Source organism: Streptomyces sp. NPDC052114 (genome assembly GCF_040680155.1).
Lineage (GTDB): Bacteria > Actinomycetota > Actinomycetes > Streptomycetales > Streptomycetaceae > Streptomyces.
In genome coordinates this window covers 85,374-103,447 of sequence record NZ_JBFAWC010000016.1, presented here as the reverse complement: position 1 = coordinate 103,447, position 18,074 = coordinate 85,374, and the positions used below count along the sequence as shown (strand labels likewise).

14 protein-coding genes are annotated in these 18,074 nt (G+C 72.3%); 9 read left to right on the top strand and 5 right to left on the bottom strand.

Features of this window, described 5'->3' with window-relative positions:
• The first annotated feature begins 39 nt into the window (after positions 1-39).
• Together AB0L89_RS30910 and AB0L89_RS30905 are read left to right on the top strand one after the other, a co-directional pair.
• Positions 40-1,359 (top strand): hypothetical protein, encoded by a 1,320-nt coding sequence (locus AB0L89_RS30910; RefSeq protein ID WP_365148165.1) that lies wholly within the window; start codon positions 40-42, stop codon positions 1,357-1,359.
• Between the two features lie 54 nt (positions 1,360-1,413).
• A complete protein-coding gene (locus AB0L89_RS30905; RefSeq protein ID WP_365148162.1) occupies positions 1,414-2,415 on the top strand; it encodes a MerR family transcriptional regulator in 1,002 nt (333 codons plus the stop codon).
• A 26-nt stretch (positions 2,416-2,441) separates the two neighbouring features.
• Here the strand turns inward: AB0L89_RS30905 and AB0L89_RS30900 are convergent, their stop codons facing one another.
• On the bottom strand, positions 2,442-3,689 hold the full coding sequence (locus AB0L89_RS30900; RefSeq protein ID WP_365148159.1) for an FAD-dependent oxidoreductase: 1,248 nt from the start codon (positions 3,687-3,689) through the stop codon (positions 2,442-2,444).
• A gap of 187 nt (positions 3,690-3,876) precedes the next feature.
• On the opposite strand from AB0L89_RS30900, the gene AB0L89_RS30895 reads away from it, so the two are divergent.
• Together AB0L89_RS30895 and AB0L89_RS30890 are read left to right on the top strand one after the other, a co-directional pair.
• A complete protein-coding gene (locus AB0L89_RS30895; protein WP_365148156.1) occupies positions 3,877-4,989 on the top strand; it encodes a nitronate monooxygenase in 1,113 nt (370 codons plus the stop codon).
• Positions 4,986-6,551 (top strand): acyl-CoA synthetase, encoded by a 1,566-nt coding sequence (locus tag AB0L89_RS30890; protein ID WP_365148153.1) that lies wholly within the window; start codon positions 4,986-4,988, stop codon positions 6,549-6,551. Before AB0L89_RS30895 ends, AB0L89_RS30890 begins: the two co-directional genes overlap by 4 nt.
• 94 nt (positions 6,552-6,645) lie before the next feature.
• Here AB0L89_RS30890 and AB0L89_RS30885 read toward each other — a convergent pair whose 3' ends face one another.
• A complete protein-coding gene (locus AB0L89_RS30885; protein WP_365148150.1) occupies positions 6,646-9,057 on the bottom strand; it encodes a penicillin acylase family protein in 2,412 nt (803 codons plus the stop codon).
• Between the two features lie 140 nt (positions 9,058-9,197).
• Between AB0L89_RS30885 and AB0L89_RS30880 the strand changes: the two genes are divergently transcribed.
• Positions 9,198-10,724, top strand: coding sequence for an acyl-CoA synthetase (locus AB0L89_RS30880; protein WP_365148147.1), 1,527 nt, complete (start codon positions 9,198-9,200; stop codon positions 10,722-10,724).
• A gap of 216 nt (positions 10,725-10,940) precedes the next feature.
• On the opposite strand, the gene paaK is transcribed toward AB0L89_RS30880, so the two are convergent.
• The gene (gene paaK / locus AB0L89_RS30875; RefSeq protein ID WP_365148388.1) at positions 10,941-12,224 is read right to left on the bottom strand and encodes a phenylacetate--CoA ligase PaaK; all 1,284 of its coding nucleotides are present in this window, start codon (positions 12,222-12,224) and stop codon (positions 10,941-10,943) included.
• Between the two features lie 214 nt (positions 12,225-12,438).
• Between paaK and AB0L89_RS30870 the strand changes: the two genes are divergently transcribed.
• The 3 genes from AB0L89_RS30870 (at position 12,439) to AB0L89_RS30860 (ending at position 14,670) form a co-directional block, all read left to right on the top strand.
• Positions 12,439-13,284: an alpha/beta hydrolase gene (locus AB0L89_RS30870; protein ID WP_365148144.1), complete on the top strand. Its 846-nt coding sequence runs from the start codon at positions 12,439-12,441 to the stop codon at positions 13,282-13,284.
• Positions 13,285-13,411: 127 nt separating this feature from the next.
• Positions 13,412-14,023 carry a chorismate mutase gene (locus tag AB0L89_RS30865; protein ID WP_365148141.1) on the top strand — a complete coding sequence of 204 codons (612 nt, stop codon included), beginning with the start codon at positions 13,412-13,414 and terminating at the stop codon, positions 14,021-14,023.
• A 185-nt stretch (positions 14,024-14,208) separates the two neighbouring features.
• Positions 14,209-14,670 carry a cupin domain-containing protein gene (locus AB0L89_RS30860; protein WP_365148138.1) on the top strand — a complete coding sequence of 154 codons (462 nt, stop codon included), beginning with the start codon at positions 14,209-14,211 and terminating at the stop codon, positions 14,668-14,670.
• A gap of 66 nt (positions 14,671-14,736) precedes the next feature.
• On the opposite strand, the gene AB0L89_RS30855 is transcribed toward AB0L89_RS30860, so the two are convergent.
• On the bottom strand, positions 14,737-15,264 hold the full coding sequence (locus AB0L89_RS30855; RefSeq protein WP_365148135.1) for a hypothetical protein: 528 nt from the start codon (positions 15,262-15,264) through the stop codon (positions 14,737-14,739).
• Positions 15,265-15,393: 129 nt separating this feature from the next.
• A complete protein-coding gene (locus AB0L89_RS30850) occupies positions 15,394-17,019 on the bottom strand; it encodes an acyl-CoA synthetase (RefSeq protein ID WP_365148132.1) in 1,626 nt (541 codons plus the stop codon).
• 222 nt (positions 17,020-17,241) lie between these two features.
• On the opposite strand from AB0L89_RS30850, the gene AB0L89_RS30845 reads away from it, so the two are divergent.
• On the top strand, positions 17,242-18,042 hold the full coding sequence (locus AB0L89_RS30845) for a crotonase/enoyl-CoA hydratase family protein (protein ID WP_365148129.1): 801 nt from the start codon (positions 17,242-17,244) through the stop codon (positions 18,040-18,042).
• The last annotated feature ends 32 nt before the right edge of the window (positions 18,043-18,074 follow it).

The following is an 18,074-nucleotide window of genomic DNA, read 5'->3' as shown; positions in this document are numbered from 1 at the left end:
CGATTGAGGGGTCTCCTCCCGACAGGGATGATCTTCAGCATGTTTTCACGCAAGAACCGTCCGCCGAAGACCCCCGACCTCCTGAAGGCCTGGGAGTCCCTGGACGCGGGGGACATACCCGGCGCCGTGCGGCAGCTCAGGGCGGGCGGGGAGGACCGGCCGACGGCCGAGGTGGCCCGCGTGGTCGCCCGTGCGGCCGAGGCGATCGGCTTCGACGACCTGCGGCAGGCCTCCGCCGCGCTGGCCGCGCACCCCGAACAGGCGCAGGCGCTCTACGACTTCGGCTACGCGTGCGTCGAGCGCGGCCTCTCCTTCCTGGCGGTACCCGCCCTGCGCGAGGTGCTGGAGCACGATCCCGGTGCCCTCGGCGTGGTCCGTGAGCTCGTGTCGGCGTACGAGGACGAGGAACGCCACCACGACGCCGTGGCGCTCCTCGCGCGGCACGAGGACGAGTTCGAGGACTGGCCCGACCGTTACCTCCTGGTCTTCAACGCCCTCATGGCGGGCGACCTGGCCCTGGCGAGCCGCCAGCACGCGCTGCTGCCCGACCCGGACGACGCGCGGTGGCGGCCGGCGCGGGACCGGCAGTGCCGCATGCTGGAGCGGGCCGAGGCCGCCGCGGGAGTGGGGCCGCTGGACGGGACGGATCTGCGCGGCTGGCAGTTCGCGCTGGGCGGCACCGTGCTCGGGACGCTGTCCCCCTACGGCTTCGACGCGGGCATGAACGGGCGGTACGCGTGGCTGCAGGACTCCTACGACCAGTGCCTTCAGGGTCTGCTGCGCCTGAAAGCGGTGCTGGACGCCGCCGAGGTGCGGCCCCGTTCGGTGTCCCTGCTGCCCGACCGCGACAGCCGGATCCTCGGTCTGGCGGCGGCCGACGTGCTGGGCCTGCCCGCCGAGCCCTTCGCGGCCGGACGGGAGGACACCGTCGTGATCGCGTACGACCTGAACGGGACCGCGGGGACGGACGAGGGCCGTGAGGCGCTCGGGCAGTTGGTCGAGCGCGTCCCGGGACAGGTGCTGCACGAGCACGCCGGCCAGTGGACCGACACTCCCGCGGTCACCGCGGACAGCGTGGCCCTGCTGCACCAGTCGGTGGTCGCCCCGTGGGCGGCACGGCTGCGGGCCGACGCCGACGGCGAGGTGCGGGAGGAGCCGGCCGACGACAGGCCCGAGGCGCAGCTCGCCGCCGAGATCCTGGCGGGCGACCCGACGCCGGACCAGGGCGACGGCGGGACGCCCGCCGACCCGGTGGAACGCACGGCCGCCTTCGCCGCGGCCGTGCGCGGCACGTGGCTCCGGGGCGACCGGGACCGCGTGAGGTCGTCGGGTCCGGTGCGCAGCTCGCGCTTCTCCTGAGGTGGGCGGGGGAGGGGTTGAGTCTCCAGTAGGGGGAGACGTGAGAGTGGGGTCATGAGCGAAGGCGACATCCTCCAGGGCAACACTCATCAAGGCGATAATCGGCACGGCGACCGCCTGTACTCGATCGGCGAACTGGCCCGGCGGACCGGGCTTCCCGTCAAGACGATCCGTTTCTACTCGGACTCCGGGATCGTCGCGCCCACGGACCGCAGCGGGGCCGGCTACCGGCGCTACGGCCCCGAGGCCGCCGCCCGCCTCGACCTGGTGCGGACCCTGCGGGAGCTGGGCCTCGACCTGCCCACGGTGCGCAAGGTCGTGGACCGGGAGGTCGCGCTGACCGACGTGGCGGCGGCGCACGCCGAGGCGCTGGACGTACAGATCCACGCCCTGCGCGTGCGCCGCGCGGTCCTGACCGCGGTGGCCGAGCGAGGCTGCGCGCCGGAGGAGCTGGATCTCCTGCACCGGCTCGCCACGCTCTCGGAGGCCGAGCGCAGCCGTCTGATCGGCGACTTCCTCGACACCGTCTTCGCGGGCCTGGACACCCACCCGGCCTTCGCCGCGGTGATCCGCTCGATGACCCCCGAACTGCCCGACGCCCCCGATGTGCAGCAGATCGAGGCGTGGGTGGAACTGGCAGGACTGATGGCGGACCCCGGATTCCGCGCCAGCGTGCAGGGGATGGCCCGGGCCATTGCGGCCGACCGGGCCCCGGACGACGCGACGGGCCTGCCCCGCGTCCTCGCCGAAGCCCTCCGCTCCCTGGCAGAACCGGCCCTGAGCGAGGGCATCGAGCCGACCTCGTCCCTGGCCGCCCCGATCGTCACGGCACTCGCCACCCACTACAGCAGCATCGTCGGTGTGCCCGACGGCGAAGAACTCCGCCGACGCCTGGCAGGCCACGTCGACGGCATGAACGACGCGCGCAGGGACCGCTATCTGGAGCTCCTCGCTGTGATCAACGACTGGCCCGCGCCGGACGCTCTCGCCCCCGCTCTCGACTGGACCGTACGGGCCCTGCGGGCGTGGCCCCGGAGCCCCGCCACGGCGGTCTGACCCAGGGACCGCGTACGGCACCGAGGTCAGGCGCCGAGGGCTCCGTCGCGGCGCCGCGCGAACCCCGGCGCGTGTTCCGGGCGTACGCCCACGCCGCCCAAGTAGCCCGTCACCGTCCGCAGCGCCGGGATCGTGCGGAGCGCGCGCAGGGGGAGTGGGAGGCGGTCGCCTCGGAGGGTGCCGTCCAGGGCCGGGCGCAGCAGCATCTCGTGTTCGCCCCGCTGCTGGCGCTGCGTCAGAGCCGTCGGCAGGTGGCGGCGTTTCTGGACGCGGGACAGGTCGCGGACGCCGACCGTGCCGCGGCGCAGCGGCCCGGCCAGGAGGCGGGCCGTGGCGACGGCGTCCTGTACCGCGAGGTTGACGCCGACGCCCCCGACCGGCGACATGGTGTGCGCGGCGTCGCCGATGCACAGGACGCCCTCGTCGTACCAGCGGGGCAGCCGGTCCATCGTGACCTCCAGGAGCTTCACGTCGTCCCAGGAGCGGATCGCCGCCGTCGTGGCGCGGTCCCAGCCGAGCAGTGTGCCCAGCCGTTCGCGGAACCGGTCGATGCCGTGGGCGCGCAGTTCGGCGTCCGTGCCCTTCCTGATGAGGTAGGAGGTCTGGTAGTAGTCGCCGCGGTCCATGGTGGCGGCGATCTGTCCGTCGCGGATGCTCAGGAAGACGCGGCCGTTCTTGAGTTCGTCGCGCGGGGCGGGCACGCGGACCTGCCAGACGTCGATCGGGACGTCGTACGTGACGGGGGTCAGTCCCGCCGCGGCGCGGACCAGGGAGCGCCGGCCGTCGCAGGCCACGGTCAGGTCCGCGGCCAGCTCGCCGGGCCTGCCGTCCGCGTCGGTGTACCGGACGCCGGTGACCCGGCCGGAGCCGTCCGTGCGCAGGCCGGTCACGGCGGTCCGCATCCGCAGCGTGAACGACGGCTCCGCGGCGGCGGCGCCCGCGAGGAGGTCGAGGAAGTCCCACTGCGGGACCATCGCGATGTACTTGTGGCGGCCGGGTATGTGCCGCAGATCGCCCGCGACGACGCTGGTGCCGTCGATGTGCATCCGCATCTCGCGGAGCCTGCGCGCGGGCAGGCGTGCGAAGCGTGCGCCGAGGCCGAGTTCGTCGAGCAGGCGCAGGGTCGACGGGTGGACCGTGTCGCCCCGGAAGTCCCGCAGGAAGTCCCCGTGCTTCTCCAGGACGGTCACCTCGATGCCCGCTCGCGCGAGGAGCAGGCCCAGCATCATGCCGGCCGGTCCGCCGCCCACCACGCAGCACGTCGTGCGTTCCATCCCGGTGTCCTCCGTCGGTCGAGCCCCAAGGTGCGGACACACTAACCGATCGGTCAGATGTCTGACCATGCGGTCAGACGGAGGTGCGGTGCGGGCCGTGCCGGGGGTGCCTCGTGGCGTCGTAAATATCTGACACTGCATCAGAAAATCTCTTCCCTCGGCCGGTCGGCTGCGGCATCCTGCGCCCATGCAGACGGAGTTGAGCAAGAGACTGGGAGTCGAGCACGCCGTCTTCGGCTTCACGCCCTTCCCCGCGGTGGCCGCCGCCATCAGCAGAGCGGGCGGATTCGGGGTGCTCGGCGCGGTCCGCTACACGGCGCCGGACGAGCTGGCCAGGGACCTCGACTGGATGCAGGAGCACGTCGACGGCAGGCCGTACGGCCTCGACGTCGTGATGCCCGCCAAGAAGGTCGAAGGCGTCACGGAGGCCGACGTCGAGGCGATGATCCCGGACGGGCACCGGCAGTTCGTCAAGGACACCCTCGCCAAGCACGGCGTGCCCGAGCTCGCCGAGGGCGAGGAGTCGGGATGGCGCATCACCGGCTGGATGGAGCAGGTCGCCCGCAACCAGCTCGACGTCGCCTTCGACTACCCGATCAAGCTCCTCGCCAACGCGCTCGGTTCACCCCCGGCCGACGTGATCGAATGCGCCCACGCCAACGACGTCCTGGTCGCCGCCCTCGCGGGCAGCGCCCGGCACGCCCGCAAGCACGCGGACGCGGGCATCGACGTCGTCGTCGCGCAGGGGTACGAGGCGGGCGGCCACACCGGCGAGATCGCGTCGATGGTGCTCACCCCGGAGGCCGTCGAGGCCGTCGCGCCGCTGCCCGTGCTCGCCGCCGGAGGCATCGGCAGTGGCGAGCAGATCGCGGCCGCGCTGGCGCTCGGCGCACAGGGCGTCTGGCTCGGCTCCCTCTGGCTCACCACCACGGAGGCCGACCTGCACTCACCCGCCCTCACCCGCAAGCTGCTCGCCGCGGGCTCCGGCGACACGGTCCGCTCCCGTGCCCTGACCGGAAAGCCCGCCCGGCAGCTGCGCACGGAGTGGACCGACGCCTGGGACGACCCGCAGGGCCCCGGTCCGCTCCCGATGCCGCTCCAGGGCCTGCTGGTCGCCGAGGCGGTGTCCCGCATCCAGAAGTACGAGGTACAGGAGCTGCTCGGTACGCCGGTCGGTCAGATCGTCGGCCGGATGAACAGCGAGCGCAGCGTACAGGCCGTCTTCGACGATCTGACGCGCGGATTCGAGCGGGCCGTCGACCGAGTCAACCGCATCGCGGGAAGGGGAAGTCAGTCGTGAGCACACCCCCCAACAGCGCTCCGCCGAACGGTTTCTGGGCCCAGGCCGCGGCCGACCCGGGACGCGTCGTCCTCGTCGCGCCCGACGGCGAGCAGTGGACGGCAGGCCGGCTGCACGGCGCCGTCAACCAGCTGGTGCACGGGCTGCGCGCCGCGGGCCTGAAACGCGGCGACGCCTTCGCCGTCGTCCTGCCCAACGGCGTGGAGTTCCTCACCGCGTATCTCGCCGCCTCCCAGGCCGGGTTCTACCTCGTCCCGGTCAACCACCACCTGGTCGGGCCCGAGATCGCCTGGATCGTCGCCGACTCCGGCGCGAAGGTGCTGATCGCGCACGAGCGGTTCGCGGACGCGGCGGTCCCGGCGGCCGACGAGGCGGGCCTGCCGGCGAGTCACCGGTACGCGGTCGGTGACGTGCGGGGCTTCCGTCCTTACGCCCGACTCCTCGACGGACAGCCCGAGTCCGCCCCCGCCGACCGCACTCTCGGCTGGGTCATGAACTACACCTCGGGCACGACGGGCCGCCCGCGCGGCATCCGCCGCCCCCTGTCCGGCAAGCTCCCCGAGGAGTCCTACCTCGGCGGCTTCCTCGGCATCTTCGGGATCAGGCCCTTCGACGACAACGTCCACCTGGTCTGCTCGCCGCTCTACCACACGGCCGTCCTCCAGTTCGCGGGCGCCGCCCTGCACATCGGCCATCCGCTGGTCCTGATGGACAGGTGGACGCCCGAGGAGATGCTCCGCCTCATCGACGCGCACCGGTGCACGCACACCCACATGGTGCCGACGCAGTTCCACCGCCTGCTCGCCCTGCCGGAGGCGACGCGGGCCGCGTACGACGTGTCGTCGATGCGGCACGCCATCCACGGCGCCGCGCCCTGCCCCGACCACGTGAAGCGCGCGATGATCGAGTGGTGGGGCGAGTGCGTCGAGGAGTACTACGCGGCCAGCGAGGGCGGCGGCGCCTTCGCCACCGCACAGGACTGGCTGAAGAAGCCCGGGACGGTCGGAAAGGCCTGGCCCATCAGCGAGTTGGCGGTCTTCGACGACGACGGCAGCCGGCTGGCGCCGGGCGAACTCGGCACCGTCTACATGAAGATGTCCACCGGCGGCTTCTCGTACCACAAGGACGAGGCGAAGACGAAGAAGAACCGCATCGGGGACTTCTTCACCGTCGGCGACCTCGGTCTGCTGGACGAGGACGGCTATCTGTTCCTGCGCGACCGCAAGATCGACATGATCATCTCGGGCGGGGTCAACATCTATCCCGCCGAGATCGAGTCGGCGCTGCTCACGCATCCCGCGGTCGCGGACGCCGCCGCCTTCGGGATCCCGCACGACGACTGGGGAGAGGAGGTCAAGGCCGTCGTCGAGGTGGCCGAGGGCAGGGCGGCCGACGACGCACTCGCCGCCGAGATCCTGGCGCACTGCGAGCACCACCTCGCGGGCTACAAGCGCCCCAAGAGCGTCGACTTCATCGCGACGATGCCGCGCGACCCCAACGGCAAGCTGTACAAGCGGCGGCTGCGCGAACCGTACTGGGAGGGGCGCGAGCGCGCGATGTGATCTCGGCGGAGGCGGCCCGGGTCTCCTGCCCAAGGGCGGCCCGACGGGCCTGGGCCGGGCCCCGGCTTCCGGGACCCGGCCAAGGAGAGGCGCGTCAGCCGCGCTCGCGGGCGCGGACCACCTTCAGGGCCGGGTCCGCGAGGATGTCCTTCTCGCAGAACCGTGACGTCACCCAGCGCTCCTTCGCGTACAGCCTCGTCTGGTCGCTGAAATGCGGTGAGTCGGGGTTCGAGGACTGGGAGTACGCCAGGAGCGTGCGGGCCTTCGGGCAGCGGCCCTCGGTCCAGCCGACCGCCTGCACATGGCTCGTGCCGTGCACGACCTCGGTGTAGCCGGCCTTCGCGTCCCAGGTCGTCTCGACCTTGTTCCAGACGCCGAGCGACTCCGTGCCGCCGGAGACGGGGATGCGCTTGCCGTTCCGTACGACGTACTGGTTCGCGCCCAGCGGCGCGTCCAGGGCGATGCCCGCGGCGGTCAGCTCGGTGACCGCGTCGGCCAGCGCCGTCCGGAAGGCCGGCAGCGCGGTGTCCAGCGTGTTCGGGGTGCGCACCGGGTCGGCCGCCGAGAACGGCACCTTCCACAGCTGCGCGTTCGGCACGGCCGCCGACAGCTTGCGCCAGAAGCGGTCGAAGAGCAGCGCGCCCCGGCTGCCGGTGTCCATCGCGTGGTCCCAGCGCGCCAGGACCGCGCAGGCCCGGCTCACGTCGACCGTCCTGCCGTCGCTGCCCGTCGCGGTGCCGCCCGGCAGCGCCGCGCACGCCTTCGCCGTGTCGTCCGCCGCGAGGTCCGCCGCAGGAACCCGGTTCGCGAACTGCTGCCGCTGGAGGTCGGCGACCGTCAGGCCGCCCTTCTGTGCCATCGCGGCGACGTCCTCGACCGCGCCGCGCGTGCGCATCGAGCGCTGCGTGCCGATCGTGCCGAAGATCCGCTCGTAACCGGTGAGCGGGCGGTCCGCGTTGGTCAGCCAGGCGCTGTCGTTGGAGTTCTCCGCGTACGGGGCGTCCTTGAGGGTCGGCATCCTCGACGGGCCGAAGATGCCCGGCTGCACCGCGTCCTTGTCGGAGCCGAGCGCGCAGTCGCCGCGCGAGCCGTCGAGAACGGCGACGCCCGACGCCGGATAGGTGACCTTGCCCAGCGCCGTGCTGCACCGCTGCGCCAGATCGTCGGTGATCCGGGGCAGCACCTGCGACTGGCTGAGCAGCGAGTGGCCGTGGCGGTCGGCGGCGACGGTGTTCACCCAGGGCAGCCCCTGGGTCTCGCGCAGCGACCTGAGGATGCCGGCGGTGGAGCGGGCCCTGCCGAAGCCGAGGTCGGTGTCTGAACCGCGCAGGTTCACGGCGTTGGGGTCGTTGAGCGCGTACGCCGTGGTCGACGACCAGGGCAGCGGGAGCTGCGGGCCGAGGCTGGTGACGACGGGGCCGTAGCGGGTCCACCACTGGGCGCGGGTCACCGGCGGGCCGTCCTTGACCGGCACCGTCACCGTGCGCTTCGTCATCTTCCGCGGCTTGCCGTCGACGAGATAGGAGGTCGGGTCGGCGGGGTCCAGCGTGAGCTGATGCAGATTCAGGGTGACGCCGGTCGCGACCGTGTGGCTCCATGCCACGTCGCCGTTGAAGCCGATGTTGACCACGCTCGTACCGAGCAACGAGCCGCCGGACACGTTGAGTTCGCCGGGAATGGTCTGCTGCGACTGCCAGAAGCGGCGCCCGCCCTGCCAGGGGTAGTGCGGATTGCCCAAGAGCAGGCCCTTGCCGTTCGCCGTCGTGCGCCCGCTGAACGCGACGGCGTTGGAGCCCATGTCGGCGTCCTGGGAGGAGAACAGCTCACGGGCGGCCTTCGCCGTGCGCCGCGGGTCGGCCGCGCGGTCCGCGTCCTTCGCGCCGGGCGGCGCGGCGGCCGTGATGCCGTCGATCCCGCGCCCCTGTCCGCCGAGCACCTGCACGGCGAAGCCCTGCCGGGCCACGTCCAGGGCGGTGATCGGGCGGACCCAGTCGGCCTTCGCGCAGGCCGGGTCGGTGATGCGGTTCTGCTTCAGCCAGGCGTTGTAGCCCGCGGCGAAGCCCCGCATGAGCTTCTTGGAGCGGCGGCTCGGCCCGGCGGGCGCGGGCTGCTTCAGGAGCTTCTCGACGGTGCCCGCCTCGCGTACGCCACGGAAGTACAGGTCGCTGCCGAGGTTGGTGGACGCCGATGACAGCGAGGCACCGGGCGAGGCGTCGGGCCCGAAGTGCCGCGAGCGCTCGCCGCGGACGGTCAGATATCCGTCGGCGAGCGTGCACACCTGGTCGGCGGCCTGCGCCCAGCCGGTGCCGAAGCCGAGGTTCTCGTAGTCCTCGGCGAGGATGTGCGGTACGCCGTACTCGGTGTAGCGGATGGTGGCGTGCAGGCCGCCGCCGGACGGGCGGGCGTCCCGGGACGGCGCGGCCCCCGCTCCGGACGAGGGCAGCAGGGCCACGGCCGTCAGCAGGGTGATTCCCACGGCCGCCGTGCGTCTTGTGCGGTTGCGCATCGTGCCTCCCAACTGGGGTGAGGGAAGGAGCGGTTGAGCGTACCAAGCGGTATGTCGATGGGGCCCGGGCGCGGCGCCGATCTTTTCGGCACCGGTGCGGGTCTCTTGACCTGGGGGGTGGGCGGGCACAGGATCGCGCCATGACGGGAGCAGCGGGGAACAGGGTCGACGACGTACTCGCGCGCAGCGCGCGCCGCACACCGCGGCGGGTGGCGCTCCGCTACCGGGAGCGGACCTGGACGTACGGCGAACTGGACGCCGCGGTCAGCCGGGCGGCGGCGTTCCTGCTGGGCCGACGGCTCGGGCACGGGAGCCGGGTCGGCGCCTACGGCCACAACTCCGACGCCTATCTGATCGGCTTCCTGGCCTGCTCGCGCGCCGGGCTCGTGCACGTGCCGATCAACCACAACCTCACGGGCGAGGACCTGCGGTACATCATCGAGCAGTCGGGCAGCGCCCTCGTCCTCGCCGACCCGCAGGTGCGGCACCGGCTCCCGGACTCCGTACGGGTGCTGCCGCTGCGTGACGCCACGGGCTCGCTCCTCGAACACGCCTGCCGCCGCGAGGAGGGCGGCACGCACGTCCTGCTGGGGGAGGACGACGGAAGCGCGCTGGCCCAGCTGCTCTACACGTCCGGGACCACCGCGCTGCCCAAGGGCGCGATGATGTCGCACCGGGCCCTCGTCCACGAGTACGCCAGCGCGATCGCCGCCCTCGACCTCAAGGAGACGGACAAGCCCGTCCACGCGCTGCCGCTGTACCACTCGGCGCAGATGCACGTCTTCCTGCTGCCCTATCTCGCGGTCGGTGCCGAGAACACGATCCTCGACGCGCCCGATCCCGAGCGGATCTTCGAGCTGGTCGAGGCGGGCCGCGCGGACAGCCTCTTCGCGCCGCCCACGGTCTGGATCGGCCTCTCGCGCCACCCGGGCTTCGCCACCCGCGACCTGGGGACGCTGCGCAAGGCGTACTACGGGGCGTCGATCATGCCGGTGCCGGTCCTGGAACGGCTGCGGTCCCGGCTGCCGGGGCTCGGCTTCTACAACTGCTTCGGACAGAGCGAGATCGGCCCGCTCGCTACGGTCCTGGGACCCGACGAGCACGAGGGACGCATGGATTCGTGCGGGCGGCCCGTCCTGTTCGTCGAGGCGCGCGTCGTGGACGAGTACGGCAAGGAGGTGCCGGACGGAACCCAGGGCGAAGTCGTCTACCGCTCGCCGCAGTTGTGCGAGGGGTACTGGGACAAGCCGCAGGAGACCGCGGCGGCGTTCCGCGACGGCTGGTTCCGCTCGGGCGACCTCGCCGTGCGCGACGCCGAGGGCTACTTCACCGTCGTCGACCGGGTCAAGGACGTCATCAACTCCGGGGGAGTCCTGGTCGCCTCGCGGCAGGTCGAGGACGCGCTGTACACCCACGAGGGAGTCGCCGAGACCGCGGTGATCGGTCTGCCGGACGAACGGTGGATCGAGGCGGTCACCGCGGTCGTCGTACGCGCCGGCACGAGCGCGGGCGAGGAGCTGACGGAGTCCGGACTCATCGCCCACGCACGCGAAAGGCTCGCCCACTTCAAGGCGCCCAAGAGGGTCCTGTTCGTGGCCGAGCTGCCGCGCAACGCCAGCGGGAAGATCCTCAAACGGGAGCTGAGGGACCGCTTCGGGGAGGAGTGAGGAAGGAGGCCGGACGGTGGGGCGCTGCGCAGGATCCCCGGATGGCCGCCACCACTTTCCTCCGGCAGGGGCCGCGCGTCGCCGTGCGCGACCTCCGCCGCGTGGCGCGCCCACGAGCGCTGGGCCCTCACGGCGGAGGGCCGGGTGCCCGAGGGCTCCGCGTGTCCGGGAACCCCGTTGACCGACGACCCGTCAGTTCCGCCGATCCAGGATCCGTCAGTCCCGCAGGTCCACGATCCGCTTGAACTTGCCGACCGACCGCTCCAGCGTCTCCGGATCGACGATCTCCACGCCGACCGAGACGCCGATGCCGTCCTTCACCGCCGCCGCGATCTCCCGCGCCGCGGCCTCGCGCCGCTCCGGCGGGGTGTCCGCGCGCGCCTCGGCCCGCACCGTCAGCGCGTCCATGCGGCCCTCGCGGGTCAGGCGCAGCTGGAAGTGCGGCGCGATGCCCGCCGTACGCAGCACGATCTCCTCGACCTGGGTGGGGAAGAGGTTGACGCCCCGCAGGATCACCATGTCGTCGCTGCGGCCCGTCACCTTCTCCATCCGGCGGAAGATGCGCGCCGTGCCCGGCAGCAGCCGCGTCAGGTCCCGTGTCCGGTAGCGGATCACGGGCATGGCCTCCTTGGTGAGGGAGGTGAACACCAGCTCGCCGCGCTCCCCGTCCGGCAGCACCTCGCCCGTGATCGGGTCCACGACCTCGGGATAGAAATGGTCCTCCCAGATGTGCAGCCCGTCCTTGGTCTCCACGCACTCCTGCGCGACACCCGGGCCGATCACCTCGGAGAGGCCGTATATGTCCACGGCGTCGATCGCGAAGCGCTCCTCGATCTCGCGCCGCATCTCCTCCGTCCACGGCTCCGCGCCGAAGATGCCGACCCGCAGGGACGTGGTCCGGGGGTCGACGCCCTGCCGCTCGAACTCCTCCAGGAGCGTGAGCATGTACGACGGGGTCACCATGATGATCTCGGGCCGGAAGTCCTGGATCAGGCGTACCTGACGCGCTGTCATGCCGCCGGACGCGGGGATGACCGTGCAGCCGAGCCGCTCGGCGCCGTAGTGCGCGCCGAGGCCGCCCGTGAACAGGCCGTATCCGTACGCCACATGGACCTTGTCGCCGGGCCTGCCGCCCGCGGCCCGGATCGAGCGGGCGACCACGTCCGCCCACATCGACAGGTCCTGCTCGGTGTACCCGACGACCGTGGGCAGGCCGGTCGTGCCGCTGGAGGCGTGCAGGCGGCGGACCTCGGACTGCTCGACCGCGAACATCCCGAACGGGTAGTTGGCCCGCAGGTCGTCCTTGGTGGTGAAGGGGAACCGCGCCAGGTCGGCGAGCGAACGGCAGTCGTCGGGGTGCAGGCCCGCCTTGTCGAACGCCGCGCGGTAGAACGGCACGTTCTCGTACGCGTGCAGAAGGGTGTCCTGGAGGCGTTCCAGCTGCAGCGCGGCGAGCTCCCGGGGGCCGAGCCGTTCCGCCGCGTCCAGCAGTAGCGGCATACGCGTCATGAGAGGTGCTCCCGTCCCGAACGGGCGACCGATCATTCGGTCGTCGATCTTCCTAGGACCTCAGTAATCCAGTCCGGAGGGTGGGCGTCAAGAGATCGAGCACTTCCGCTTTGAGCTGGGGCGCTGCGTCATGGGCCACCGTCATGGGACAGCGCGGGCGGGCGCCGATTGCCCGCGCCCGACGCGGGATGTGATGATCACCCGCATGCCGACATTCAGCGCGTACGACGGAACGGAGCTCGCCTACCACGAGAAGGGGGACGGAGAACCTCTGCTGTGCGTGCCGGGCGGCCCCCTGCGCGCCTCCGCCTACCTCGGGGACCTCGGCGGCCTCACCGCGCACCGCCGCCTCGTCCTGCTCGATCTGCGCGGCACCGGCGACTCCGCGACGCCCGCCGACCCGGCGACGTACCGCTGCGACCGGCTCGTCGACGACGTGGAGGCCCTCCGCGAGCACCTGGGGCTCGACGAGGTCGACCTGCTCGGGCACTCGGCGTCCGGGAACATCGCCACGCTGTACGCGGCCCGTCACCCCAAGCGGGTCCGCACCCTCGTCCTGGTCACCCCGTCCACGCACTCCGTCGGTCTCACGGTCACCGACCGGGACCACCGCGCCGCCGCGGCGCTGCGCGCGGGCGAGCCCTGGTACCCCGCCGCCGTCGCGGCGCTCGACGAGATCGCGGCCGGCCGCAGCCCCGCCGAGGTGATGGACGCCCTCGCGCCCCTCGCCTACGGCCGCTGGGACGAGGCGGCCCAGGCGCACCGCGCGGCGAGCGCCCGCGAGAAGAACGCGGAGGCGGCCGCCGTCTTCTACGGCGAGGGCGCCTTCGACCCGCCCGCGACCCGCGCCGCGCTGGCCGCCCTGAACGCGCCGGTGCTCGTCCTCGCCGGGGAGTGGGACAGCGGGCCGAACCCCGCGCACGCCGAGGAGTTCGCCGGGCTGTTCCCGCGCGGGGTACGCCAAGTGCAGCCGCGCGGCGGGCACTTCCCGTGGCTGGACGACCCGGAGTGGTTCGCGCGGCGCGTCGCGGGGTTCCTCGCGCAGGACTGAGGGGCGGCGGGCCGTGCCGGGCGGGCGGCACGCACGGCTCGTACGATGAGCGTCGATCCGGCGCGGCCCCCGGCGGGCCCGTGCCCGGTCACTGAACGTCCGTCACCGACCCCCTGGGGGAACCGTCGTGCGCCTCACCTCTTCGGCCGGCCGTCTGCTCACCGTCGGTGCCGTGGCCGCCGCCCTGTGCACGGGAGGAGGCGCGGCGGTCGCGGCGCCCGCGCAGCCGCCGACGGCCGCGGTCGCCGCCGGCCCGTACGCGCAGCTGCACCCTCTCGCCGACCTGTCCGCCCAGCGCCTGGCCACCGCCGACCTGGTGGCCGCGGCCAAGTACGGCACGGACAGCCCGATCGACGACCCCGCCCGCGAGAAGCAGGTCCTGGACGCAGTGGCCGGGCAGGCGAAGGAGCTCGGCGCCGACCCGGTGGCGACCGTGCGGATCTTCCGCGACCAGATCGAGGCCAACAAGGTCGTCCAGCGCGGCCTGTTCCGGCGCTGGGACGCCGATCCCTCCCAAGCCCCGACGGAGCGGCCCGACCTCGCGGAGGTCCGCAAGGAGATCAACCGGATCAACACCGGTCTGGTGCGAGCGGTCGCCGCGTCCCCCGACGCGCGGCGGGCGCCGTACTGCGAGGGCGTCCTGACGGCGGCGGCCGTGCGCGTGGGGCACCAGGAGCGGCTCGACGCGCTGCACTCCGTGGCCCTGGGCCGTGCGCTGCGGTCGGTCTGCGCGGGCTGATCCCCGGCACGCTTCCTCGTCGACGAGCGTACGGGGGGCATGGTTCCGTTTGCTGTACCGGCAAGGTTAATTGCCGTATTGGATAAGGCGGGAGCAGTCTGGATCCGGTCAAGCCGACGCGGGGGACGAGCCGGTCACGGCAGACCCCCGCAAGGGTCGGGCAATCGGAATCGAGAGGCTGCACGATGAGTATTCAGGACGGCGTCGGAACCGCACCGGGCGTCGGAACCGCACCGGGCTCCGAGGACAGCGCCCCGCTGAACAACCGCGTCCACCACGTCCGCTCCGGTGAGCTGGACGGCTTCGCCGCCATCAGCGGCAGCATGGTCGGCTCGAAGAAGCTCTGGATGGGCATGGTGGAGAACCCGCCGCTGAGCTCGACGGACAATCACCACCACGGGGACTCGGAGGCGGGCATCTACGTGGTCAGCGGGCACCCCGTGTTCGTCTACCACGACGGCACCCGGGAGGTACGCGTCGCCGCGGGGCCGGGGGACTTCTTCCTCGTGCCGCCGTTCGTCCCGCACCGGGAGGAGAACCCCTCCCCGGAGGAGCCCGCGGTCGTCGTGATCGCCCGCACCACCCAGGAGCCGATCAAGGTCTCCGTGCCCGAGCTGTACCAGCTCACGGAGGGGAACGCGGCCTAGCGGGCGGGGCCCGGGGCGGCGCGTCCGCGGGGACGGAAGGCCGTCGCCGCGGCCCCGTCCCGGGTCCTAGCCCACCCAGCCCCGCAACAGCTTCTCCCGCTCGGCTGCGCGGGGCGACGCGCCCTCGGAGCCGCGGCCCCACTCCGCCATGGCCGCCAGCGTCGTGGACATCGTCGCGGCGCCCTCCGTGAGGCGCGCCAGGAGGGCGCGGGAGAGGTCGGCCTCGGTCTTCGGGTAGCCGACGGCGGCGGCGACGTAGGCCGAAAGATCGTGATCGCCCGCGGACGTCCGCACGCGCACGGTCATCATCGCCGGGGCCTCCTCGGCCATACCGATGCCCACGGGCATGGCCAGCTCCTTCACCGTGCCCAGGGCGATGCTCTTGACCGCGCCGACCCGCCGCATCAGCGACTTCACCGGGACGTCCGCCACCGTGAGGGACTCCACGTCCTCCCACAGGAAGAGGCGGGCCTGTCCGTCGCCGAGCGCCTCCACTCCCTGGGAGGTCAGGCGCACTCCGGGTGCGAGGCCGGACGGCTTCGCACCCACGTACACGTCGCCCTCGGCGATCCAGAACAGGCCCACCATGGCCATCGGCTGCTCACTACTCCCCGGCGACGGCGTGGCCGTCGTTTCGCACTTCCAAAGATCGGACTGATCAGTCTAGTCCGTGCTGACCTGCGGGTTCGGGCGGTGCTCGGGGAAGTGGAGGGGCCGTTGCCGCTACGGGCCCACGGTGCCCCGCGCGGCGACCGACTTGGCCCAGCGGTAGTCCGCCTTGCCGCTCGGCGAGCGCTGGATGCGGTCCGTGACGACGACGGCGCGCGGGATCTTGTAGCCGGCGAGCAGGGCCCGGCAGTGCGTCTGGATCGCCGCCAGGTCCAACGAGGGCGCGTCGGGGCGCAGTTGAACGACGGCGGCCACCCGGTTGCCCCAGCGCTCGTCCGGCACTCCGGCGACCAGTGCGTCGTACACGTCCGGATGGGACTTGAGGGCCTGCTCGACCTCCTCGGGGTAGACCTTCTCGCCCCCGGTGTTGATGCACTGCGAACCGCGCCCGAGCACGGTGACGATGCCGTCCTCGTCGACCGTCGCCATGTCGCCGAGCAGCACCCAGCGTTCGGCGCCCTTCTGGAAGAAGGTCTCGGCGGTCTTCGCCGGGTCGTTGTAGTAGCCGAGCGGTACGTGGCCGCGCTGGGCGAGGCGGCCCACCTCGCCCACCGGGACCGGCTCGTGCGTCGCCGGATCCACCACCTGAGTCCGCTCGTTGACCTCCAGGCGGAAGCCCTTCTCCGGGCCCGAGTCGTCCGTGGCCTTGCCGTTGGAACCGGACTCGGAGGAGCCGAAGTTGTTGAGGAGCAGCACGTTCGGCACCAGCTCCTGGAACTGGGCGCGCACCGTCTCCGACATGATGGCCCCGGACGAGGAGACGCTGAACAGCGACGACAGGTCGGTGCCCTTGAGCGGTCCGTGCAGCGCGTCGACGAGCGGCCTGAGCATCGCGTCGCCGACCAGCGACACGCTGGACACCTTCTCCTTCTCGATGGTGCGCAGCACTTCCTCGGGCACGTACTTGCGGTGCAGGGCCACCCGCTGGCCGTAGTTGAAGGCGATGAACGACGTCAGCGTCGACGTGCCGTGCATCAGCGGGGGAGTGGGGAAGAAGGTGATGCCGGGCCCGCCCGCCGCGACGCGTTCGGCCAGCTCCTCGGGGCGCTTGACCGGTTCGCCCGCCGGTTCTCCGCCGAAGAGCCCGGCGAAGAACAGGTCCTCGTGGCGCCACATGACGCCCTTGGGCATGCCGGTCGTGCCGCCGGTGTAGATGATGAACAGGTCGTCCGCCGAGCGCGGTCCGAAGCCGCGCTCCGGTGATCCGGCCCGCTCCGCGTCGGCGAAGGCCACGACGTCGAGCGCGGGCGCCTCGGCGGGCGGCTCGCCCACCCGTATCAGATGCCGCAGCTTCTCCGTGCGCGGCAGCGCGGCCGCGACCCGCCCGGTGAACTCGGCGTCGAAGACGAGCGCGGCGAGATCGGCGTCGCGATAGAGGTAGACCAACTCCTCTTCGACGTAGCGGTAGTTGACGTTGACCGGGACCAGGCGCGCCTTGAGGCAGGCAAGCACCGTCTGGAGGTACTCGACGCCGTTGTACAGGTGCAGGCCCAGGTGCTCGCCCGCTTTGAGGCCGCTGTCGATCAGGTGGTGGGCCAGGCGGTTGGCGGCGGTGTCGAGCTCGGCGTAGGTCAGTCGGCGCTCCGCGCCCGTGCCGGGATGGTCGATGTACACGAGCGCCTCGCGGTCGGGGACCACGTCGACGACCGACTCGAACAGGTCGGCAAGGTTGTACTCCACCGTGCTCCTCCTGACCCCGGAGTCCAAGCGACGTCTGGCTTGGCGGTTGGCTTGGCGGTCATCAGAGCAGAGGCACCCACAAGTGGGAAGGGCCCCCGCAGAAGAAAACTGACTGACTGTCAGAAAACTCTTGAACTGGCTCTCCGCCTACTGCAACCTGTTCCAGGTCCGTGGGCGACGGCGGCAGTCGCCCGGTGACCGTCGATGGAGGGAGCACGGCACATGGGTGGGACGGAACACCTCTCCGTGCGGCGCGAGGGCGCCACACTGATACTCACGCTGAACAGGCCCGAGGCGAAGAACGCGCTGTCTCTGGCGATGCTCGTGGGCCTCCACGACGGGTGGGTCGAGGCCGACGAGGACGACGCGATCCGCTCCGTCGTGCTCACCGGCGCGGGCGGCGCGTTCTGCGCGGGCATGGACCTCAAGGCGCTCGCCGGCAAGGGCATGGAGGGCGAGCAGTACCGGGACCGGCTGAAGGCCGACCCCGATCTGCACTGGAAGGCGATGCTGCGCCACCACCGGCCCCGCAAACCCGTCATCGCCGCCGTCGAGGGCCACTGCGTGGCGGGCGGCACGGAGATCCTCCAGGGCACCGACATCCGCATCGCGGGCGAGTCGGCGACGTTCGGGCTCTTCGAGGTGAAGCGGGGGCTGTTCCCGATCGGCGGCTCGACCGTGCGGCTGCCCCGGCAGATCCCCCGTACGCATGCCCTGGAGATGCTGCTCACCGGGCGGTCCTACTCGGCGGCCGAGGCGGCGTCGATCGGGCTCGTTGGGCGGGTCGTCCCCGACGGCACGGCGCTGGAGAGCGCCCTCGCCGTCGCCGAGCAGATCAACGCGTGCGGGCCGCTGGCGGTCGAGGCGGTCAAGGCGTCCGTGTACGAGACGGCCGAGATGACGGAGGCGGACGGGCTCGCCGCCGAGCTGAAGCGGGGCTGGCCCGTTTTCGACACGGCCGACGCGAAGGAGGGGTCGCGGGCCTTCGCGGAGAAGAGGGTGCCTGTCTTCCGGCGCGCCTAGGCCGTTCGTCGGCTGCGGGGCCGCCGTGGCCG